The sequence below is a fragment of the Thalassospira sp. CH_XMU1420-2 genome (assembly GCF_037029325.1).
GTDB lineage: Bacteria > Pseudomonadota > Alphaproteobacteria > Rhodospirillales > Thalassospiraceae > Thalassospira > Thalassospira povalilytica.
In genome coordinates this window covers 891067-912800 of the sequence record NZ_JAYMEG010000001.1, presented here as the reverse complement: position 1 = coordinate 912800, position 21734 = coordinate 891067, and the positions used below count along the sequence as shown (strand labels likewise).

Genomic DNA, 21734 nt, shown 5'->3' with positions numbered 1-21734 from the left:
CGGCGCGGCATTATGAATTCGTCTGTGCGAAGTGCCGGCTCTGGGACGACGAAAGCCGGACGATTTTACACGCCCGGCTTTCTAAATAAAGATAGGTCTTCCGGGACTAGCCCAAAAGTTTTTTGGCAACACCACCGGCTTTGCCGAAATCCATGGTGCCGCTGTATTTTTCGCGAAGGGCCGCCATCGTGCGCCCCATATCCTTAAGACAGGTCGCACCGATTTCGCTTACCGTACCGCGAACAGCTTCTTCGATTTCCTCATCGGAAAGCTGTGCGGGCAGGAATTTCTCGATTACCGCGATTTCTGCGGCTTCCTGTTCGGCAAGCTCGGGACGGTTGCCCTTGGTATACATCTCGATGCTTTCGCGACGCTGTTTCACCATCGCCTGAAGCAGATTGATGATTTCGTCATCCGAAATGCCATCGGTGTTGCCTTCGCCCCGTGCGGCGATATCGCGTTCTTTCAGTGCTGCCAGAATAAGGCGCACGGTGGTAACGGAGCAGGCATCCTTGGCAAGGACAGCCTTTTTCAAAGCGTCATTAAGCTGCGATCGCAGCATGGCTCATCTCTGATTCTGTGGAAGAAAGGAGCGAACATACCGCATTACAGCATAAGACGCAAAGAAAACCTTCCCCCGCAAACCGTTGATTTTCCTTGGGAAATAAAAGTTTCGATGCGTCCTTGACATGGGTCCGCGACTCCCGTAGACATCCGCCAATTTGCCTACCGGGATCACGATTTGCCCCGCTTCCAGCACGGTCCGCTGTCGCATCAACGGTGCACAGTTCAACATGCTGGGAACGACTTGGCACGTCCGCATGTCCGGTATGCAGGCAAATTGCAGTCGTTTTTATCGGCTTGCCCGCATTTATTATATATAAAAAGACTCCGTGTCTCACCGTGGAAAGATCGAAAGGACATTTGCCAATGTCAGCGCCCACGCACACCCCGCCTCCTGGTGCTTCTGCCGTACTGGTTCTCGCAGATGGTTCAGTTTTTTGGGGACGCGGCGTCGGGGCCCGAGGAGAGGTCGTCGGTGAAGTCTGCTTCAACACCTCCATTACGGGCTACCAGGAAATCATGACCGACCCGTCCTATGCCGGTCAGATGATCACCTTTACCTTCCCGCATATCGGTAACGTCGGCACCAATGACGAAGATATCGAAAATGCCAAACCGGTCGCCCTTGGCTGCATCCTGCGCCAGGACATTACCGAACCTTCCAACTACCGTGCGCGCAAACATTTCAATGACTGGCTTGCCGAGCATGGCCGCATCGGGATCGCCGGTGTAGACACCCGCCGCCTGACCAAACGCATCCGTACCGAAGGCGCACCGAACGGTGTGATCTGCCATAACCCGGACGGCACCTTTGACATCCCCGCCCTGATCGCCAAGGCCAATGAATGGCCGGGTCTTGAGGGCATGGACCTTGCCAAGGACAACAGCTGCACCTCCGGTTACGACTGGGATGAAGCCCTGTGGTCGCGCGAAGGCGGCTACGGCAAACTTGGCAATGCAAAACACCATGTGGTTGCCATTGACTACGGCGTGAAACGCAACATCCTGCGCAACCTCGCAAGTCTCGACTGCAAGGTTTCGGTCGTCCCGGCCACCACCACCGCCGAGGAAGTCCTGGCGATGAACCCGGATGGCATCTTCCTGTCAAATGGTCCCGGTGACCCTGCGGCAACCGGCGAATATGCCGTTCCGACCATCAAGAAACTGATCGATAGCGGCAAGCCGGTCTTTGGCATTTGCCTTGGTCATCAGATGATGGCCCTGGCGCTTGGTGCTAAGACCAAGAAAATGGATGTCGGCCATCGCGGCGCAAACCACCCGGTCAAGGACACCACCACCGGTGTCGTCGAGATCACCTCGCAGAACCACGGCTTTGTCGTCGACAAGGACAGCCTGCCCGACAATGTCGAGGCAACGCACTTCTCGCTGTTTGACGGCTCCCTTGCCGGGCTGCGCGCCAAAGACAAACCGGCCTTTGCGGTTCAGTACCACCCGGAAGCATCGCCGGGGCCGCATGACAGCCACTACCTGTTCAAACGTTTCGTTGGTCTGATCGAAGAAGCAAAATCCTGATCACCCGATCAGGACACGCTCCGAAGATACGCGATTAACGGACTTAAACGAGGCGGTGCAGCACGCGCGCCCGCCCTGCGAAAAGCGGAAAACGACATGCCGAAACGTACAGATATCAAATCAATCCTCATCATCGGTGCTGGCCCGATTGTCATTGGTCAGGCTTGCGAATTCGACTATTCCGGCGCCCAGGCCTGTAAGGCGCTCAAGGAAGAGGGTTACCGCGTCATTCTGGTCAACTCGAACCCGGCGACCATCATGACTGACCCGAACCTGGCCGATGCCACCTATATCGAGCCGATCAAACCGGCAATGGTCGCCAAGATCATCGAAAAGGAACGCCCGGACGCGCTTCTGCCGACCATGGGTGGACAGACCGCGCTGAACACGGCACTGGCCCTGTTCAATGACGGCACCCTTGAAAAATACGGCGTGGAAATGATCGGTGCGAAAAAGCACGTCATCGAAAAGGCCGAAGACCGCCAGCTGTTCCGTGACGCCATGGACAAGATCGGTCTGGAAAGTGCACGTTCTGCGATGGTCAGCACCTTCGAAGATGCGGTCAAGGCACTTGAAATCACCGGTCTGCCGGCAATCATCCGTCCGAGCTTCACCCTTGGCGGCGAAGGCGGCGGCATTGCCTATAACCGTGAAGAATTCGAACAGATCGTGCGCAACGGTCTGGCGATTTCCCCGACCCACACGGTTCTGATCGAAGAATCCATTCTCGGCTGGAAAGAATATGAAATGGAAGTCGTCCGCGACAGCGCGGATAACTGCATCATCATCTGTTCGATTGAAAACGTCGATCCGATGGGCATTCATACCGGGGATTCGATCACGGTTGCCCCGGCCCTGACCCTGACCGACAAAGAATACCAGATCATGCGCGACGCATCGCTTGCCGTGCTCCGCGAGATCGGTGTTGATACCGGTGGTTCCAACGTTCAGTTCGCCGTCAATCCGGACGACGGTCGTCTGATCGTTATTGAAATGAACCCGCGCGTGTCGCGTTCATCGGCCCTGGCATCCAAGGCAACCGGCTTCCCGATTGCCAAAATCGCGGCCAAGCTTGCGGTTGGTTACACCCTTGATGAACTTGACAACGACATTACCGGTGTGACCCCGGCTTCGTTCGAGCCGACCATCGACTATGTCGTCACCAAGATCCCGCGCTTCACCTTTGAAAAGTTCCCGGGCGCCAAACCGCTTCTGGGTACGGCCATGAAGTCGGTCGGCGAAGCCATGTCGATTGGCGGAAGCTTTGCCGAAAGCCTTCAGAAAGGCCTGCGTTCGATGGAAACCGGCCTTACCGGTTTGAACGAAGTCAAAATCGAAGGCGCCCCGGACAAGGCCGCAATCCGCGCCCAGCTGACGCAGCCGATCCCGTTCCGTATTCTTTACGCGGCCCAGGCCTTCCGCCATGGCATGACGCTCGAAGAAATCCAGTCGGCTACCAAGTTTGACCGCTGGTATCTCAAACAGCTTGAAATGCTGGTCGCCGAAGAAGAAAAAGTCCGCGCCAACGGCATTCCGACCGACAAGCAGGAATTGCTGCGCCTTAAAAAGCTCGGCTTCTCTGATGCCCGTCTGGCTGAACTGGCCGGCAAGGACGAAGACACCGTGCGTGCTGACCGTCAGGCCCTTGGCCTGCGTCCGGTTTACAAACGCATCGATACCTGTGCTGCCGAATTCCCGTCGCGCACCTCGTATATGTATTCCATGTATGAAGGCGACGGTTTCTTCGAGCCGGAAAACGAAGCCGAAGTCACCGACCGCAAGAAAGTCATCATTCTTGGTGGTGGTCCGAACCGTATCGGTCAGGGCATCGAGTTTGACTATTGCTGTGTGCACGCGGCCTATGCGCTGCGCGAAGCAGGCATCGAAGCCATCATGGTCAACTGCAACCCGGAAACGGTTTCAACCGACTATGACACCTCCGATCGCCTGTATTTCGAACCGCTGACCGCCGAAGACGTGATCGAGCTGTGCCAGCTTGAACAGTCCAAGGGCGAGCTGATGGGCGTGATTGTTCAGTATGGCGGCCAGACCCCGCTGAAACTTTCTGCTGCTCTTGAAAAGGCCGGCATTCCGATCCTTGGTACCAGCCCGGACAGCATCGACCTTGCCGAAGACCGCGACCGGTTCCAAGCGCTGATCAACAAGCTTGGCCTCAAACAGCCGGCCAACGGCATTGCCCGTTCGGTTGACGAAGCCGTCAAGATTGCCGAAAGCATCGGTTACCCGATCGTGATCCGCCCGTCTTACGTGCTTGGCGGTCGTGCGATGGAAATCGTTCACACCACCGAAGACCTGCTGCGCTACATGCACGAAGCCGTTCAGGTTTCCGGCAAAAGCCCGGTTCTGATCGACAGCTTCCTTCAGGATGCGATCGAAATCGATGCCGATGCGGTTTCCGATGGTGAAAACGTCTTTGTCGCGGGCATCATGCAGCATATCGAAGAAGCCGGTATCCATTCCGGTGACTCTGCCTGCTCGCTGCCGCCCTACTCTCTTGACGAGGCCATGATTGAACGCCTCAAGGCACAGACTGTCCAGCTGGCCAAGGCGCTTAATGTTGTTGGTCTGATGAACGTTCAGTTCGCGATTAAGGATGACACGATCTATCTGATCGAGGTTAACCCGCGCGCTTCGCGTACGGTTCCGTTCGTTGCCAAGGCAACCGGCAACCCGATTGCAAAAATCGGCGCACGTATCATGGCGGGCGAAAAACTGGGCGACTTTGACATTGATCACGGTCCGTTCAAACATATCGCCGTCAAGGAAGCAGTCCTTCCGTTCAACCGCTTCCCGGGTGTCGACACCCTGCTTGGCCCGGAAATGCGTTCAACCGGCGAAGTCATGGGCCTTGATACCGATTTCGGTCGCGCCTTTGCCAAGGCACAGATGGCCGCAGGCCACACTCTGCCGCAAGGTGGCAAGGTCTTCATCTCGGTCAAAAATCATGACAAACCGGCTGCTGTTCAACTCGCACGCGACGCAATTGCCCTTGGCTTTAGCGTGGTTGCGACGCACGGCACCGCAGAAGCTCTTGAAAAAGAAGGGCTGGACGTCACCCCGGTCAATAAGGTACAGGAAGGACGTCCCCATATCGTGGACATGATGAAGAACGGCGATATCAACCTGGTATTCAATACCACGGAAAGCAAACAGGCCGTGGTCGACAGTTTCTCGATCCGTCGTACTGCCCTTACCGATGATATTCCGTACTACACCACTGTCGCCGGTGCCCGCGCAACATTGCGCGCCATCGACAACCTGAAACGCGGCGCACTTGCAGTTCGTCCGGTTCAGGAATATCTTGGGGACAAGTACTAAGGTTCCTTACCGAACCTGACGGAAGAATTCAGACCGCCCGGCGGTAAAATGCCGGGCGGTTGATTTTGTAGTATCGACCGCTAATAAGAATAGGCTGTGAGCGCGATGGAAAAAGTACCAATGACCCCGCAAGGGCATCAGCGCCTCGAAGAAGAACTGAAGCATCGCAAGTCCGTCGAACGTCTTGAAATCATCAAGGCCATCGCGGAAGCACGCGAACATGGTGATCTTTCGGAAAACGCCGAATACCATGCCGCACGCGAACGCCAAAGTTTCTGCGAAGGTCGTATTGCCGAGCTCGAAGATGTCCTGAGCCGTTCCGAAGTGATCGACGTGCCGTCTCTGGCCGGCAACGTTGTGAAGTTCGGTGCCAAGGTTGATCTTGTCGACGAAGATACCGACGAGGAAACCACCTATCAGGTTGTCGGCCCGATCGAGGCTGACATCAATGCTGGCCGCATTTCAACCACCTCGCCGATCGGGCGTGCGTTGATCGGCAAGTCTGTCGGTGATTCCGTCGAAGTAACCGTCCCGGGCGGCACCAAAAGCTATGAAATTCTGAAGGTCGATTTCTCGTAAATCGGGAAATGTCCCAGTGATCAAAACGGTCCGATGATTATCGGGCCGTTTTTTTTATGCCCGCATGCCAGATATCCCCGTTTCAGCCCCCGTCACGACAAACAAAAAAGCCGGGCACATTTGCCCGGCTTTCTGCTGTCTGCCATTTTGGCAACGGATCTGCTGGCCTTAACCGCTTTTGGCCAACCGTTCGAGAACGGCCTCCACATTGCGATTAAGATCGGTTGCCTCCGATCCCAGATGATCGGCACTGCCCAGAAGTTCGGTTGCCATCTCGCCGGTTTCGGCCGAAATCTGTGACAATTGATGGATCAGGTCCGACAGATCGCGGGTTGCCTCAACCGTGCTGCCCAGACTGTGCGCGATCTCGCGGGTTGCACTTTGCTGCTGTTCCATGGTGGCCGAAATGGTTGCCGCCACTTCGACCATATCGCCGATGGTTTCGGAAACCCCGTTTACTGCCGATACCGAATCCCCGGTCGCAGCCTGGATTTCGGAAATTTGCTGGGCGATCTCGTCCGTTGCCCGCGCGGTCTGGTTGGCCAGGTTTTTGACCTCGTTGGCAACAACGGCAAAGCCCTTGCCGGCTTCTCCTGCACGGGCGGCCTCGATCGTCGCGTTGAGCGCCAGAAGGTTGGTCTGGGATGCGATATCGGTAATCAGATTGACGACTTCGCCAATCTTTTCGGCCGCATTTGACAACCATTCGATCCGGTCGCTGGCGGTTTTTGACCGCTCCACCGCATTGTCGGTAATCTCGCGGGCGCGTCCGATCTGGCGGGCGATTTCTTCGGCCGATGCATTGATTTCATCAACTGCCGATGCCGCTGATTCAACGTTTTGCGACGTTTCTTCAGACGCGTGTACCGCCCCTTTGGATGCTTCCTTTGCAACCAGTGCACGGTCATTCATATGCTGTGCACGTTTCTGCAACTGAACAGATTCATCATCAACCGCCCCGGCCGATTTGCCGATCATCGCACTGATCTGGTCGGCCAGTTCACGTTTGAACTGTTCGCGTTCGACCTGACGCTGTTTGCGCAATTGTTCATTCTGCGCCAACAGATCTTCGGCCGCGGTCGCAGCCTTGACCGCTTCGTTGCGTGCGGTTTCGGCATTGGCAAGCGTGGTATAAAGGCTTTTGCACGACCAGATCAGAACGCCCGCTTCGACAATCACCACCACCGCATGCAAAACCACACGCCAGAACTGGCCGCCTTCGGGGAACACCCAGTAAGGCACCGCAAAATTCAGGATCAGGTGATGCAGCGCGATCACGCCGGTCACAACGACAATTGTTTTCCAGCATACCAGCGCGCCAAGAACCGCAAGGGCAGCAAAGAAATACATATGCACGTCAATCTGCCAGTGATGCCCGCGAAACGCATAAACCAGCACACCAACCTGCAAAATCATCGCCGAGGCCACAACAAACCGCGTGACCTGTGCCTGCGTTCCCGCCAGGCGATAAACCACAAAGGCAACAGCGGCAAAAACTGCGCTGGCAATCAATGGCGACCATGCATCACTGCTGGCGACATATCCGGCAATCCCGCTAAGCGGGATGTGCAGGGCCAGGATCACGAACAGTGTCTTTATCGCGTTGGCCCGAATTTCTAGTAACTTTTCCATGGACTTACACCCAGACGTCAAAAGGCGTTATTGGTATCGCCGGACTCAAAACATGCTGAAGCAATCAGCGGAGACAGGGTAAACATCGCGCCGAAATCTTCGGCCTTCGGGACGGCACCATCGTCGCGAACAACGACCGCCATATGGCCAAAGCCGCCAAACCGCACAACGCGCCCGCCAGACGCTCCGACTTGCGCAAGAATGTCATCTTCAGACAGCGAAAGTGGAAACACCATACCGACACCGGTCATGTCATCGGCCGGGCGATAGGACAAAAGCACCAGCAACACCACACCGCACAGGGCAAATAAACCTGTCGGCACGATCCCCGACCATCCCTGATCGATGACCGGTTCAATTTCGCGGGCGTGATGCTGTGATCTGAACGCTTCCAATGACTAACCTTTGATATAAAACTTATCCCATTGGTATAGGTACTTGGTATGTATGCCTAAACCACATCCTTTACAAGGATTTTCATCCCTGCGTTTAGCAGGGTTATTCATCTGCACGTGTATTTGACCGTATTGCTCGATCACGTTTTTCCATCATGATATCAGTCCGCTAGCCACACCCTGCACGCGATATCGCCGCACGACGGCCCATAAACCCGGGCGGCATGCGCTGCCCATGGCGGGTTGCACGGAAACAGGGTGCAAAAACAAAACCGGCGCCAAATTGGCACCGGTTTACATTACGCAGCAAATGTCCGAAGCGATCAGTCTTCGGCGTCGATATCAATCGGAACGCCGGGCATGTTCTTTGCGGTTCGAATCGACAATGCCGATTTGACGTGATTGACGTTTTCGGCAACCGTCAGTTCGGTGGTCAGGAATTTCTGATATTCGTCCCAGCTGTGCGAAACGATTTTCAGCAGGAAGTCCATTTCACCGGCCACCATGTGGCATTCACGAACTTCCGGCCATTGCGCCGCACGGGCTTCAAAGGCACGCAAATCATGTTCGGCCTGGCTGGCAAGACCGACCATCGCAAACACCGTCACGTTATAGCCAAGCGCCTGCGCATCGACATCGGCATGATAGCCCTGGATAAATCCGGTTTCTTCGAGTGCGCGCACACGACGCAAACAGGGCGGGGCCGAGATACCTGCACGTCTGGCAAGTTCCACATTGGTCATGCGGCCATCTTCCTGTAGATCGCGCAGGATTCTGCGGTCGATCTTGTCGAGTTTGACCCGTTGCATTTATTCCTCGATTCTGTGCGCGAAAGTTACCCCGATTGAAACAATATTACAGCGAGGCAAGTTGCTGGCAATAATATATTCCGAGCAAGAATGCAATCTTGCGCTTGGATGCCGTAACTGAAAATGCAGTAAAATCCGCTTTTTGGCATCGCTGACGATGCAGAATTCCGGCATTGTCGCCGGCCTTCAACAGTCTGGCGAAACTACCGGTTTGTTGCGTAAAATTTCACCATCCAAAAAACGCGATATCTGCCGGTCAAACTTTGCGTGAAGCGGTTGCGTCTTGTCCGGACTGCCCATATGTTCGACGTCAGCTTTTATCAATCTCGGACATATACAAAGAACATGGCCCAGGAACATCAGACCAAAGTCCTCATCATCGGCTCCGGCCCTGCCGGTTATACTGCGGCAATCTATGCGGCACGCGCCAACCTTGAACCCATGATGGTGATGGGCCTTCAGCCGGGTGGTCAATTGACGATCACCACCGATGTCGAAAACTTCCCGGGCTTTGCCGATGTCATCCAGGGTCCGTGGCTGATGGACCAGATGAAGGCACAGGCTGAACATGTCGGCACCAAAATGGTGCATGACCTGATCACCGAGGTCGATTTTTCCAAACGTCCGTTCGTCTGCAAAGGCGACTCCGGCGATACCTATATCGCTGAAACCGTGATCATTTCGACCGGTGCGCAGGCACGCTGGCTTGGCCTTCCGGGCGAAGAAAAATTCAATGGCCGCGGCGTTTCGGCATGCGCGACCTGTGACGGGTTCTTCTATCGCAACAAACCGGTCACGGTTGTTGGTGGCGGCAATACCGCCGTTGAAGAAGCCCTGTATCTTGCCGGTATCTGCTCGAAAGTTACCCTGATCCATCGTCGCGATGAATTGCGTGCCGAAAAGATGCTTCAGGAACGCCTGCTCAAGCATGAAAAAATCGACGTGGTCTGGGACAGCGTTGTCGAAGACATTCTGGGCGGTGACGGCCCGATGGATGGCGTCGAGGCGGTTCGCGTCCGCAATGTCAAAACCGACGAAGTCACCGACATTCCGGCGGACGGCTTCTTTGTTGCCATCGGCCATGATCCGGCGACCGCCATCTTCAAGGGCCAGGTCGACATGGATGACGAGAACTATGTTCTGGTCAAGCCGGGCAGCACCGTGACCAATGTCCCGGGTGTGTTTGCTGCTGGCGATGTCACCGACAAGATTTACCGTCAGGCCGTGACCGCGGCTGGCATGGGCTGCATGGCCGCGCTTGAGGCCGAAAAGTTCATCGCTGAACACGAAGCCTGATCTGACAGGGCATTGACCGTGCTTTGACAACACGTCAATCGCCGGGCCAAACACGATGATTGCCCGATTGCGCGAAGTGGTCAGAAACACCTGCAAGGGGATGCAACATGCATCCCCTTTTTTCATGCTTACAAATTACCTGATCCCGCCAATCGTCTGACATTTCAAAAGAATCACGCATCTGCGAAATCAACATTGCGGAAAATGCCTGCTTGCAGAAAATGCTACAGGCCTCATATTGGTAAAGGGTCTGAACCCAATTACGGGCTTGGGTCGTTTGTGTGACGCGCTTAACAGTGTTGAAACCAAATTACCCATAAAAGAAGAGAAGTATTATCAGGGGACTGGCGCAGAGCCGTGCGGCAGTGACATCTAGGAGCGGGTCTATGGACTGGGACAAGCTGCGTGTATTTCACGCTGTTGCGGAAGCCGGAAGCTTCACTCACGCAGGGGAAAACCTTAATCTGAGCCAGTCGGCTGTCAGCCGACAGATCAGCGCGCTTGAAGAAAGCGTCAAGGTTCCGCTTTTTCATCGCCATGCCCGTGGCCTGATTCTGACCGAACAGGGCGAGTTGCTGTATCGCACCGCCCATGACGTCTTTGCCAAGCTTTCCATGGCCGAAGCCCGCATTCGTGAATCCAAGGAACGCCCGAGCGGCCCGCTGAAAGTCACCACCACGGTGGCCTTTGGCTCGACCTGGCTGACCCCGCGCATCAATGAATTCCTGGAACGCTATCCGGAAATCGAACTGTCGCTGGTCCTCAATGACGAGGAACTTGATCTTGCCATGCGTGAGGCCGATGTCGCCATCCGCATGCAGCCACCTCGTCAGGCCGATCTGGTACAGCGGCAGTTGATGACCCTGCGCTATCACGTCTTTGCGTCGCCGGAATATATCAAACAGTACGGCATGCCCAAGACACCCGAAGATCTGAAAGATCACCGGCTGATCATTTATGGTGCGGATGCCCGCCCACCAGTTTCGAACGTCAACTGGATGATGGCCACTGCCCAGCAGTTCAAACCGGACATGCGCCCGATTCTGAAGCTGAACAATATTTACGGCATTTTCCGCGCGACCGAATCCGGTCTGGGGATTTCGGCCCTGCCTGATTATCTGCTGCCGACCAACAGCAATCTGGTCCGCATCCTGCCCGAGCTCGAAGGGCCAAGCTTTGATGCCTATTTCGTCTATCCGGAAGAATTGCGCCATTCAAAACGCATTGCCGTGTTCCGCGACTTCCTGATCGAAGAAATCTCCAAGGTAAAAGCCAAGGCCGCGGCCGCCGCCAGCAGTGCCAGCGCCGATAAATAGCGTAAGGCTTACCCAAATCCCGTTTGATACGGCCCGGCAGTTTCGCCGGGCCGTTTTGCATTGCGCGCAACGCATGGATAATTTCGCCCCATCCCCATGGTCAGCGGGGGCTGGCCCCGGCCCCCGGCCAGCCCCCACTGCCTGCGCCCTTGCCCGCATGGCCCCTGCCTTCACCGGGGTGATCCGGATATCCGGATCACGGGAATACACGCGGAATACACGAACAATCCGGGACCACGCTTTGCGAACCCGCCAAATGCGGCACGCAAATTCATCTCTGTCCCTTGAAAAGGCGACCTGATCGGCGTTGATCCCCGCCGATATCTGGCCAACAGAATCGCCATATGCTGTTTTTCGGGTCGCAGAACGGTCCGTTACATGCAGAATCGCGCGGACAAGCCATCCGGATCAGGGGCTAATATAAGTGTTTTGTAATGCGCCAGACGCGGGGCTGGTCATAATTTCTTAAAATTATTGACATTTTTCTGCCATGCATTCCCTGCATGGTTGGTCTGAGCTTATTCTACTTTAAATCGGAAGTAAGCATACTTACATTTGCATCATAAGTTGTGAGCAGACGCGAAATCGTGATCGCTTCAGCTTCCCTGATCTCCGCATGATCCGTCCGTCGGAACGAAATCCGGCACCGGAATCTTCCCCAAGATTCCCTACGTCTCCCAGACGTAAGCCTCCCTGTTGATCTTTGCCGGTAGCGCCCCCCTGCTACCGGCATTTTTTTTGTGCTGTTACACAATTGATTTCGCGGTCAAATGCCCATTTCACACGCAAGCGACACAGATCGCCCAAATAAAATAGCGCAATTTCAAATAGTTAAACCACAAATCTTCGCAGCCCAACATTTATGCAGATTTTGCATGGCTGAAAAAGCAATTTGGCAGTGGTGTTTCCCGGCAAAAACGCTATCTTCCCTCTCGAACCGCAGCGGCAAACACCGCACCGCGGTAAAGAGTTTTCTCCCTGACCGAATTTCGGTCTTAGCCGGACGCCCTGTCCGGCTTACCCAGGGCCCTGCGAAGGGTCCTACGTCTCCCAGACGTGAAGCCTCCCTGATAAACTTGCCGGGCACATTTGTTGCCCGGCTTTTTTTTTTGCCCGCATCCTCCCCCCATCTGCACACCGGCTTCTTTAACCGGCACCGGCATGGCCTGTTTGGCGAATGGGCGATGATTAACAATGCCCGTTGGTCGTGTGCGCGATTGCCGGGTCTGTTAAGCAATCCTGTGCTATTGTCTGATGGTTTCGGCCACAGCAATCGGGATTCCGATCACAATGAAAAGCACACTTGGTGCATTCCTGTTTGGCAACAAAGCCCAGTCCCACCTGCCCGAACGGGTTCAGACCGCGATCGACAAACAACAACATGACAGCGAAAAGCTGATTGGCTGGGTGCAATTGTTGCTGGTGACCATTTTCGCCAGCCTGTATGCGATCTCGCCAAGTGCCACCATGTCCAATGGCATTCAGCCGGTGCCATGGGCGCTGGGGCTTTATTACCTGTTCACGCTTAAACGGTTGATGCTGGCCTATCGCAATGCCCTGACCGACGGTTTTCTGACCTTGTCGGTGATTGCCGATATCGGGCTTCTGATGGTCCTGATCTGGAGCTTCCATATCCAGTATATGCAACCGGCCAGCTTCTATCTCAAAGCGCCGACGGTGATGTATGTCTTTATCTTTATCGCGTTGCGCAGCCTGCGCTTTGATCCGCGCTATATCCTGATTGCCGGCGGCACGGCCGCGCTGGGCTGGCTGATCCTTGCCGGTTACGTGATCTGGAGCGAGGGCGGCCAAAGCATGATCACCCGTGACTATGTCACCTATCTCACCTCGAACTCGATCCTGATCGGTGCGGAAATTGACAAGATCATCGCAATTGTTCTGGTCACCCTTGTTCTGACGATTGCGGTGATGCGTGCCAAACGGTCCTTTATCCGTGCGGTTACTGATGAAATTGCCGCCCGCGACCTGTCACGGTTTGTATCGCCCGAAATTGCCGATCGCATCACCCATGCCGACCAACAGATCAAACCCGGCGATGGCGAAGCGGTTAGCGCAACCGTGATGTTCACCGATATCGAAGGGTTCTCATCCATCTCCGAAAAACTGAGCCCCCAGGCACTGGCGACCATGCTGAACGAGTATTTCACCCAGACCAATGCCATCATTTCGCGTTTCGGCGGTGTGATCACGCAGTTCGAAGGCGATGCCATGCTGATCACCTTTAACGCGGTCACCCCGGATGCCGATCATGCGCTGAATGCTGTGCGCACCGCACTTGCCATTCAGGAACTGTCCGAAAACCGGGTCTACAGTTTCGGTGGAAAGCTGAAAACACGATGCGGGATCAATACCGGTGAAATCGTGATCGGGGCCATCGGATCGGAAAACCGTCTGACCTTTACCGTCCATGGTGACAACGTCAATATCGCCGCCCGCCTTGAAGGCATGAACAAACAATATGGAAGCTACATCCTGGCCACAGAAAGCACCGTCAGGGCCTGTGGCAATCATGCCGATATCCCGAACTGGATTTCGCGCGGTGAGGTCACCATGCGCGGGCGTGAAACCCCGACACGCATATTCGGGATTGCCCCGCCGCAGCCACGTCACGCCGACACGACACAAACAACCCCGCAACAGGCCTGATCGCTGTTCTGTTTGCGCACCATGCCACAGACAAAAAAAGGCCCGGGGAGCTTGGGGCTCGCCCGGGCTTTGGGGACAGATGGTCTTGGGGAGACCGATCGGAAGCGTTGCCTTGCCCGTGGGGTGTGAACGTTTCGGGGGAGAAAACGTTCATTCGGGCCCCGATGCGTCGTGAGGGAGGGCACTGCATCGGTGTTTGCGCTTCCGATAATTAGGAATTTGCCATGTAATTGGGGCTTAAAAATCTACGCTTGATGACCATTTGCGGGCGAAATGGGGCAAATACGGCACCTGTCCCCACCCCGGATCAGGACATAAAAAAAATGGGGCGGGATAAACCCGCCCCAACATATTCGGGGTCATTACGGTCTTGGGGAGACCTTGTCAGTCGCGGCATTCCAGGTGGGGGAACTAACCTGAAAACAACCGGCCCAGCCTTGTGAGGGGGGACAGATTTGGCTGGCCATGTCCTCGACTGACAAGAACGAATTTGACCGAAGAACAAGGCAGGAAAACAGGCCTGATTGGGCCATTTCGGGGCGAATTATGTTCAAATCTGGGCACATTTCCTCCAACCACTTGATACCAATGCCCCAAGCCATGATCTACTTAAGGGGGTGTATCGGACAGCAAGAAACATGCAAACAGGGCTGCATATCCACCAAACGGCTTTTGCCTGACGCCCATTGTCCCCACCCTGCCTTAAAAAGACATCCCGGACAAAACCGGGCATTCGAAACGTCCAGACCGGCTGCCAGGATTGCTGCAGCGTGGAACAGATCGCAACACACGCCCGGCACCATGGGATATCGGTCTTCCTGTTCAAGGAGATGCCAATGCCCAGCACCGCCCGTTCGACCACTTCACCCGGCACCCATCCCCCGCGCGTTGCGGCCCTGATCGGCCCCTATTCCAGCGGCAAGACTTCCCTCTTTGAAAGTTTGCTGTGTGCAACCGGGCGCATCCACCGCAAGGGAACCATCCGCGACCACAATACCGTCGGCGACAACAATCCCCAATCGCGCACCCGCGAAATGAGTACCGAACTCACCTGCGCCCAGACCACCTATCTTGACGAGGAATGGCATTTTATCGACTGTCCGGGATCGGTCGACTTTGCCCAGGATGCCCGCGAAGTCGCGATGATCTGCGATGTCGCCATTGTCGTGGTTGATTGTGATCCCGCCCGGGTGATGACGGTTGCCCCGATCCTGAAATTTCTTGATCGCAACCGCATCCCCCATCTGATTTTCATCAACAAGACCGATCATGCCGGCGTGCGATTGCGCGATAATATCGACGCCCTGCAATCCATTTCCGAACGCCCCCTGATCCTGCGTGAAATACCGATCCGCGATGGCGATGGTCATGACGATGCCATCACCGGCTTTGTCGATATCGTTTCTGAACGGGCTTACCAGTATCTCGAAGGTCAGCCTTCCAAACTGATTACCATGCCCTCCACGCTGGCAAGCCGCGAAGACGAAGCACGCGAAGGCCTGCTCGAAACTCTGGCTGATTTCGATGATGATCTTCTTGAACAGATTCTCGAAGATCAGACACCCGCCCCTGCCACGATCTATGACAATCTTAAACAGGATCTTGGCCGCGATCTGATCGTGCCGGTGTTTTTCGGATCGGCCGAACAGGATCACGGGATCATCCGGCTACTTAAGGCATTGCGCCACGAAGGCCCTGCGGCGGATGTCTGTGCCCATCGTCTTGGCGTGGATCCCGATGACCAGAAAACCATCGTTCAGATTTTCAAAACCCTGCATCTGTCCCATGCCGGGCGGTTCTGCTTCGGGCGCGTGCTGTCGGGGGGTCTTAAAAACGGTGATGCGCTTGGTGCGGACAAGCTGTCAGGACTTTGCACCATCTTTGCCGACAAGCATGAAAAACTTGATGCTGCCCGAACCGGGGCAATTGTCGGCCTGCCGCGCGTTGAACATTTGCGCACCGGAAGCCTGGTTGCAACCGATGGCCCGATCGACAGTTTATGGCCCGATCCCCTGCCCCCGCTTTATGAAACCGGGCTTGAAGTCACCAAACCGGGTGATGATGTCAAACTGACCGAAGCCTTGCGACATTTATGCGAACAGGACCGTTCCCTGAGCTTCACCCACAATGACAGCACCGGACAACTGGTTCTGGCCGGTCAGGGGGACATTCACCTGCAATGCGCACTGGCACATCTGCGCGATCACTATCATCTGGAAATCACCACGACGGCGGTCCTGACCGGTTATCAGGAAACCATCCGCAAACCGTCCTCGGCCCGCGGACGATACAAAAAACAAACCGGCGGACATGGCCAATTCGGGGATGCGGCAATCGAACTGCGCCCGCTTGGCCGCGGCGAAGGATTTGACTTCAGCGACCATATCGTTGGTGGCGCCATCCCGCGGCAATATATCTCGGCAGTCGAAAAAGGCATTCGTGACGGCTTGCGATGCGGGCCACTTGGCTTTCCGGTGATTGATGTCGCCGTCAAGCTGGTTGACGGGTCCTATCACACTGTCGACAGTTCCGATCAGGCCTTCCAGATGGCCGGCCGCATCGCCATCGGCGAGGCACTTGGCAATGCCGGTCCGGTGCTTCTTGAACCGGTTGATCGCTGTACCATTTCGATCCCGTCAGATTTCACATCCAAGGCCCAGCGGCTGGTCAGCACCCGGCGCGGTCAAATTCTTGGCTTCAATGCCAAGGATGGCTGGCAGGGATGGGATGAAATCGACGTTCAGATGCCGACATCGGAAACCGCCGACATGGTGACGGAATTACGTTCTTTGACACAGGGAACCGGCTTTTTCACACGCTGCTATTCCCACATGCAGGAACTGACCGGAAAGCAGGCCGACACCATCGTCACCCAGCAACAGAAAGCCGGGAAATAGCCCTTGGCATGACACAATCTATAACCACACTTTTTGTAATAGAATTGATCTATTGCAAATCAATAAACTATTGATTGGCGTAACGTTTCTGCGTGTTTCATACTCCTTCTCAAGACAGAAACACAAAGAACCTTCGTGGGTTGCGCCCTCGACGAAAGGAGATCGACCATGCAGATTGATATTGGCATCAATGAAACCAACCGCACTGCAATCGCCGACGGCCTTGGCCGCGTTCTGGCTGATTCCTATGCGCTGTATCTCAAGACTCACAACTTCCACTGGAACGTGACGGGTCCGATGTTCCAGACCCTGCACACCATGTTCGAAGAACAATATACCGAACTGGCCACCGCGATTGATGAAATCGCCGAACGTATCCGTTCGCTGGGTGCCTTTGCACCGGCCAGTTTCTCGGCCTATGCCGAACTGTCTTCGATCGAGGAAGAAAAAGGTGTCCCCGCTGCCAAGGACATGATCCGTCAGCTGGTATCGGGCCATGAAACCGTGATCAAGACCGCGCGGTCGCTTTATCCGATTTGCGACAGCTCGGACGATGACGCGACTGCCGACCTTCTGACCGCCCGCATTCAGGTTCATGAAAAAACCGCCTGGATGCTGCGTTCCCTGCTTGAAAGCTGATCATCAGATCAATCTTTCCCAAACAGAAAACGGCCCGGAAATCCCGGGCCGTTTTTTTAATCTGTCAGGCAGGTGATCTTAGCCAAACAGCGGATCGATCTGACGGGCGGCATTCAGGACCACTTTATCCGCCCCGTGCGGGGCTGCGATCATCAAGGCCGCCGGGACGGTTTCGCCTTCGACATGGACCGGGATCGAAATGGCACAGGCATCAACCAGATTAAGATAACTGGTATTGCGCAACATCTGCGCATTCAAATGATCGAAATCGGCTTCGACCTCGGCAATTTTCGGTGCCATCATCGGCAAGGTCGGCGCAATCATGACATCGACATCGGCCATCGCGGCATTAAACATCGAAACAATGTCGGCCCGCTTGGCATAGGCTGCGATCATTTCGTCCTTGGACAGGGTTTCGGCAAATTTGATCCGTGCCAGAACACGTGGATCACCGACCGTTTCCAGTGCCTCCAAATCCCCCGAATAGATCGCGTGGGCTTCAAACGCCACCAGCATCTTATTCAGGATCGCATTCTCGGCAACAAAGCCAAGCTCGATCTCGACCAGTTCATGGCCCGCCGATTTCAGCTTGTCACAAATCGCGGCAAAGTCGGCTTTGACCCGGTCATCCAGCCCGTCGACAAACCCGCTGGTCGGCACACCGATCCGGATGGATTTCGCAGCAGTCTGCGCAACGGTCTTGCCGGTCATGACTTCGAAAACCGTGATCGCGGTTTCCAGATCACGCGCAAGCGGGCCTGGCGTATCAAAGCTTTTTGCCAACGGATGGATGCCCTTGCCCGAAACGCACAACCGGCTGGGTTTGAAACCATAAAGCCCGTTAATTGCCGACGGGATCCGGATCGATCCGCCGGTATCGGTGCCAAGTGCAAAATCAACCAGACCATGGGCAACGGTCAAACCGCCGCCCGATGTTGAACCGCCCGGAATGCCTTCAGGGTCGAACACATTGCCAGGTGTGCCGTAATGCGGGTTAAGCCCGACACCGGAATAGGCAAATTCGCTCAGGCTGGTGCGCCCGAACGGGATCGCACCGGCTTTTTTGACCTGGGCTACAACATCGCAATCCTGATCGGCCGGTGCGCGATCAAGCAAAAGCTTGGATGCCGCCGTGGTGGCAATTCCGGCCTCGTCATACAGGTCCTTGATCGACACCAGCATCCCGGCCAGTGGCAGGTCAGGATTGGCAGCAGCCATTTCTTCGGCCTTTGCCGCAGCAGCCAGAATCCGGTCCGGGTCAAATTCGGTAAAGATTTTACCTTTCAGATCCCCAAGTTCATTGACCTTGTCGATTGCTGCTTGTGCCTTGTCGATCATCGCACCCATCTGGCTGCCTCATCCTTGTTTTATCGTTATGTTTCAGACGGAAACTGGCTCAGGCAATTTCCGGCAGTTCATTAATTGCATAAGAATGCTCGATCGTGCGACCAAGTACCGGATCATGCAACGCCATTTTGAAACGTTTTGCCGGACGCACGCCACCCTTGGCACCAAGGGTCCCGCACAGCATCACCGATGCCTTGCCGGCCGGGGCCGATGACATCAGACCCGAACCATCAATCAGGTCAGTCAACGGACGGATCGAGGCAATCGTGCCTTCCTGATACAGAACCCAGTCATCCCCGTCCTTTTCCGAAATCCACGACCGCATTTCGATCTGTTCGATATGGTCGGCCACTTCGTCAAAACGCCAGATGTCACGTGCCACCGGCTTTTCACAGATCTGTTTGGACAGGGCAACCGAATGCGCTTCAAGTTCACGGTCGGTATGATCCGATGCCAGACCGATATAAAGCACGCCGTCACTTGCAATCAGGAACGGTTCGATCTCACCCGATGTGCCTTTGCCAACCACTTCAATCACGTCCTGCTGGGTCACCATGCCCGATGCCGTCCGGTAATAAAGCGGAACGCTTGATGGCGGTTTGACACCGATTGCGGCCAGCTCGTCGATGTGATGCTGAATGGCCTTGGCATCGCGTCCGGTCCAACCGGCAACGGTGCAATGGCTGATATCAAAGGCGATCTCTTTGCCAGAAAGGCTGAATTTCATCTGCATTTTTATAGTCCCGTTCAACTTGTTTTTTGGGGCGTCCGGCCTGTTGCGCGGTGCGGATACGCGATGCAACAGGCGGACGCGGGGCCCGAATGCGGATCGGTTGTGGATCCGCATTCTTTATCGGCCCGTTCAGGGAAATGGGGTCTGCGCGTTCCCGGTTCAGAGATATTCCGGCAGGAACAGTGCAAGATCAGGCAGGAAGATCAGACCGATAATCATCGCCACCATCACCAGAACAAACGGGATGGTACCCAGCATGACCTCGGACAATCGTCCGGTCTTGCGTGCGCCTTGCACGACATAAAGGTTCAATCCGACCGGCGGGGTAATCAGCGCCATCTCGATCAGAACGATCAGAAGAATGCCAAACCAGACCTTGTCAAACCCCATGCCGACCATGATCGGCACAATGATCGGAATGGTCGCCACCATCAGCGACAGGGTCTCGATAAAGAAGCCCAGCACGATATAAAGCGCGATCACCACCAAAAGGGTTCCCATCGGGCTCAGGTTCAGACCGACCAGAAGCTCCTTGAGCTCGCGGCCCATACCGGCCGCCGTCAGGGTGAAGTTCAGGAAATAGGCGCCGATAATCACCAGCATGATCATCGCGGTAATCCGCACCGTGCCCAAAAGGCACATTTTGACCATCTGGTTGGATACACCCTTGTTAAAGGCTGCAATCCCAAGTGCAATCGCAACACCAACCGCGGCTGATTCCGTGGGGGTCGCCCAACCGGCATAGATCGATCCGATCACCACAAAGAACAGCACAAGGATAGGCAGCAAATGCTTCAGGCTGACAATGCGTTCCGACCATGTAAAGGACCGGCTTTGCCCGCCAAGCGACGGTTTGATTTTGCAAAGGGCCGCCGTCACCAGCATGAAGGCCACCGCCATCACAAGGCCCGGCACCAGACCGGCAAGGAACAGGCGCGGGATCGATGTTTCAGTCAGGAACCCGTAAACAATCAGGTTGATCGATGGCGGGATCATGATGCCCAATGTACCGCCGGCGGCAATCGCCCCGGAAAACAGTTTGGGATCATAACCAAGCTTCTCGGCCTGCGGCATGGCGACTGTCGCAACGGTGGCAGCCGTCGCAACCGATGACCCCGAGGTTGCCGAAAACATGGTTGCCGTACCGATATTGGCATGGATCAGACCACCGGGCAGCCATGAGAACCACTTATCAAGTGCCTCATAGGTTTTTGCGGCAATCCCGCCACGCACCAGGATTTCACCCAGCAATACAAAGAACGGAATGGCAATCAGGGTCGAAGAATTGGACGACGACCAGACAACCTGCCCCAACCCGCGCAACAACGGGAACGGGGTAAAGAACTGATCAACACCAATCCCCAACAGGAAAAGAACAATCCCCACCGGGATCGACAGGGCCAAAAGACCCAGCAAGGATGCGGTAACAGCAAAAATCATGATTCCAGCTCCAGTTCAGAGCGGGCACCAACAAGCGTATCGGCCTGTTCAAGATCGCGTCGCATCAAAAGAATAAGGGTAAGGATCACCAGCGCACAGGAACAGACCGCAAACCACAGCCAGCCGGAAAACCAGATGGCCTGCGGAATCCAAAGCGGCGTTTCAAGCGGCGTGTTTGCGGTTGATCCGCGTTCGATCGTCTTGGACAGCACCGGCCAGCATTGAATGGCAACAATCGATGCCACGGCGGCCAGCGCAACAATTGCCAGCAGATCAAGGAACGCCTTGCCGCGCTGCTGCAATTTCAGACGAATAAGGTCAATCCTGACATGGGCAAGCTCGGTCAGGGCAAATGAAAGGCCCCAGCTTGCAACGCCTGCCATGACGTAACCTGAAATTTCTTCTGATCCGCCAAGCGATATGCCGACTTCACGCAGCAAAATCTCGGCGATGATCAGGGCCACGCTGCCCATCAGAACAAGTCCGACGAGCAGCGCGATAATGCGGTTTGTGCGGCGGATGGCCGCAATCAGTTTCTGGGTCACGAT

The 21734-nt window shown here is 55.4% G+C and carries 16 protein-coding genes; 8 read left to right on the top strand and 8 right to left on the bottom strand.

The window, feature by feature from the left end; genetic code table 11:
• Positions 1 to 106: 106 nt before the first annotated feature.
• Positions 107 to 562, bottom strand: coding sequence for a GatB/YqeY domain-containing protein (locus WA429_RS04100; RefSeq protein WP_068518837.1), 456 nt, complete (start codon positions 560 to 562; stop codon positions 107 to 109).
• Positions 563 to 930: 368 nt separating this feature from the next.
• Between WA429_RS04100 and carA the strand changes: the two genes are divergently transcribed.
• The 3 genes from carA (at position 931) to greA (ending at position 6015) form a co-directional block, all read left to right on the top strand.
• Positions 931 to 2097: a glutamine-hydrolyzing carbamoyl-phosphate synthase small subunit gene (carA, locus tag WA429_RS04095; RefSeq protein ID WP_287466685.1), complete on the top strand. Its 1167-nt coding sequence runs from the start codon at positions 931 to 933 to the stop codon at positions 2095 to 2097.
• 96 nt (positions 2098 to 2193) lie between these two features.
• A complete protein-coding gene (gene carB, locus WA429_RS04090; RefSeq protein WP_068518839.1) occupies positions 2194 to 5436 on the top strand; it encodes a carbamoyl-phosphate synthase large subunit in 3243 nt (1080 codons plus the stop codon).
• 105 nt (positions 5437 to 5541) lie between these two features.
• Positions 5542 to 6015, top strand: a complete 474-nt coding sequence (gene greA / locus WA429_RS04085) for a transcription elongation factor GreA (RefSeq protein WP_068518840.1) — start codon at positions 5542 to 5544, stop codon at positions 6013 to 6015.
• 168 nt (positions 6016 to 6183) lie between these two features.
• Here greA and WA429_RS04080 read toward each other — a convergent pair whose 3' ends face one another.
• The 3 genes from WA429_RS04080 to WA429_RS04070 all read right to left on the bottom strand — a co-directional run bounded on the left by WA429_RS04080 (position 6184) and on the right by WA429_RS04070 (position 8851).
• The gene (locus WA429_RS04080) at positions 6184 to 7647 is read right to left on the bottom strand and encodes a methyl-accepting chemotaxis protein (protein ID WP_287466684.1); all 1464 of its coding nucleotides are present in this window, start codon (positions 7645 to 7647) and stop codon (positions 6184 to 6186) included.
• A 17-nt stretch (positions 7648 to 7664) separates the two neighbouring features.
• Entirely contained in the window at positions 7665 to 8042 is a 378-nt protein-coding gene (locus WA429_RS04075; RefSeq protein WP_287466683.1) for a hypothetical protein, read from the bottom strand.
• A 323-nt stretch (positions 8043 to 8365) separates the two neighbouring features.
• The gene (locus tag WA429_RS04070) at positions 8366 to 8851 is read right to left on the bottom strand and encodes an Lrp/AsnC family transcriptional regulator (RefSeq protein ID WP_068518843.1); all 486 of its coding nucleotides are present in this window, start codon (positions 8849 to 8851) and stop codon (positions 8366 to 8368) included.
• Between the two features lie 345 nt (positions 8852 to 9196).
• Here WA429_RS04070 and trxB point away from each other — a divergent pair, with 345 nt between their 5' ends.
• From trxB to WA429_RS04045, 5 genes are all read left to right on the top strand, one after another.
• The gene (gene trxB, locus WA429_RS04065; protein ID WP_068518883.1) at positions 9197 to 10147 is read left to right on the top strand and encodes a thioredoxin-disulfide reductase; all 951 of its coding nucleotides are present in this window, start codon (positions 9197 to 9199) and stop codon (positions 10145 to 10147) included.
• Between the two features lie 386 nt (positions 10148 to 10533).
• Positions 10534 to 11463 (top strand): LysR family transcriptional regulator, encoded by a 930-nt coding sequence (locus WA429_RS04060; RefSeq protein ID WP_068518844.1) that lies wholly within the window; start codon positions 10534 to 10536, stop codon positions 11461 to 11463.
• A gap of 1290 nt (positions 11464 to 12753) precedes the next feature.
• Positions 12754 to 14130 (top strand): adenylate/guanylate cyclase domain-containing protein, encoded by a 1377-nt coding sequence (locus WA429_RS04055; RefSeq protein WP_287466682.1) that lies wholly within the window; start codon positions 12754 to 12756, stop codon positions 14128 to 14130.
• Positions 14131 to 14966: 836 nt separating this feature from the next.
• Complete coding sequence (locus tag WA429_RS04050) at positions 14967 to 17027, top strand: elongation factor G (RefSeq protein WP_287466681.1); 2061 nt, start codon at positions 14967 to 14969, stop codon at positions 17025 to 17027.
• 168 nt (positions 17028 to 17195) lie between these two features.
• Complete coding sequence (locus WA429_RS04045) at positions 17196 to 17666, top strand: Dps family protein (RefSeq protein WP_068518847.1); 471 nt, start codon at positions 17196 to 17198, stop codon at positions 17664 to 17666.
• 78 nt (positions 17667 to 17744) lie between these two features.
• On the opposite strand, the gene WA429_RS04040 is transcribed toward WA429_RS04045, so the two are convergent.
• From WA429_RS04040 to WA429_RS04025, 4 genes are all read right to left on the bottom strand, one after another.
• On the bottom strand, positions 17745 to 19013 hold the full coding sequence (locus WA429_RS04040; protein ID WP_287466680.1) for an amidase family protein: 1269 nt from the start codon (positions 19011 to 19013) through the stop codon (positions 17745 to 17747).
• Between the two features lie 49 nt (positions 19014 to 19062).
• Positions 19063 to 19746 carry a DUF2848 domain-containing protein gene (locus WA429_RS04035; RefSeq protein WP_068518849.1) on the bottom strand — a complete coding sequence of 228 codons (684 nt, stop codon included), beginning with the start codon at positions 19744 to 19746 and terminating at the stop codon, positions 19063 to 19065.
• A 159-nt stretch (positions 19747 to 19905) separates the two neighbouring features.
• The gene (locus WA429_RS04030) at positions 19906 to 21186 is read right to left on the bottom strand and encodes a TRAP transporter large permease (protein ID WP_068518850.1); all 1281 of its coding nucleotides are present in this window, start codon (positions 21184 to 21186) and stop codon (positions 19906 to 19908) included.
• Entirely contained in the window at positions 21183 to 21731 is a 549-nt protein-coding gene (locus tag WA429_RS04025; RefSeq protein WP_082817813.1) for a TRAP transporter small permease subunit, read from the bottom strand. The genes WA429_RS04030 and WA429_RS04025 overlap by 4 nt, the downstream gene beginning before the upstream one ends.
• Positions 21732 to 21734: the final 3 nt, after the last annotated feature.

Coding starts and splice junctions, on each gene's coding strand:
- WA429_RS04100 (WP_068518837.1), bottom strand. CDS start 562: ATGCTGCGATCGCAGCTTAATGACGCTTTGAAAAAGGCTGTCCTTGCC.
- carA (WP_287466685.1), top strand. CDS start 931: ATGTCAGCGCCCACGCACACCCCGCCTCCTGGTGCTTCTGCCGTACTG.
- carB (WP_068518839.1), top strand. CDS start 2,194: ATGCCGAAACGTACAGATATCAAATCAATCCTCATCATCGGTGCTGGC.
- greA (WP_068518840.1), top strand. CDS start 5,542: ATGGAAAAAGTACCAATGACCCCGCAAGGGCATCAGCGCCTCGAAGAA.
- WA429_RS04080 (WP_287466684.1), bottom strand. CDS start 7,647: ATGGAAAAGTTACTAGAAATTCGGGCCAACGCGATAAAGACACTGTTC.
- WA429_RS04070 (WP_068518843.1), bottom strand. CDS start 8,851: ATGCAACGGGTCAAACTCGACAAGATCGACCGCAGAATCCTGCGCGAT.
- trxB (WP_068518883.1), top strand. CDS start 9,197: ATGGCCCAGGAACATCAGACCAAAGTCCTCATCATCGGCTCCGGCCCT.
- WA429_RS04060 (WP_068518844.1), top strand. CDS start 10,534: ATGGACTGGGACAAGCTGCGTGTATTTCACGCTGTTGCGGAAGCCGGA.
- WA429_RS04055 (WP_287466682.1), top strand. CDS start 12,754: ATGAAAAGCACACTTGGTGCATTCCTGTTTGGCAACAAAGCCCAGTCC.
- WA429_RS04050 (WP_287466681.1), top strand. CDS start 14,967: ATGCCCAGCACCGCCCGTTCGACCACTTCACCCGGCACCCATCCCCCG.
- WA429_RS04045 (WP_068518847.1), top strand. CDS start 17,196: ATGCAGATTGATATTGGCATCAATGAAACCAACCGCACTGCAATCGCC.
- WA429_RS04040 (WP_287466680.1), bottom strand. CDS start 19,013: ATGGGTGCGATGATCGACAAGGCACAAGCAGCAATCGACAAGGTCAAT.
- WA429_RS04035 (WP_068518849.1), bottom strand. CDS start 19,746: ATGCAGATGAAATTCAGCCTTTCTGGCAAAGAGATCGCCTTTGATATC.
- WA429_RS04030 (WP_068518850.1), bottom strand. CDS start 21,186: ATGATTTTTGCTGTTACCGCATCCTTGCTGGGTCTTTTGGCCCTGTCG.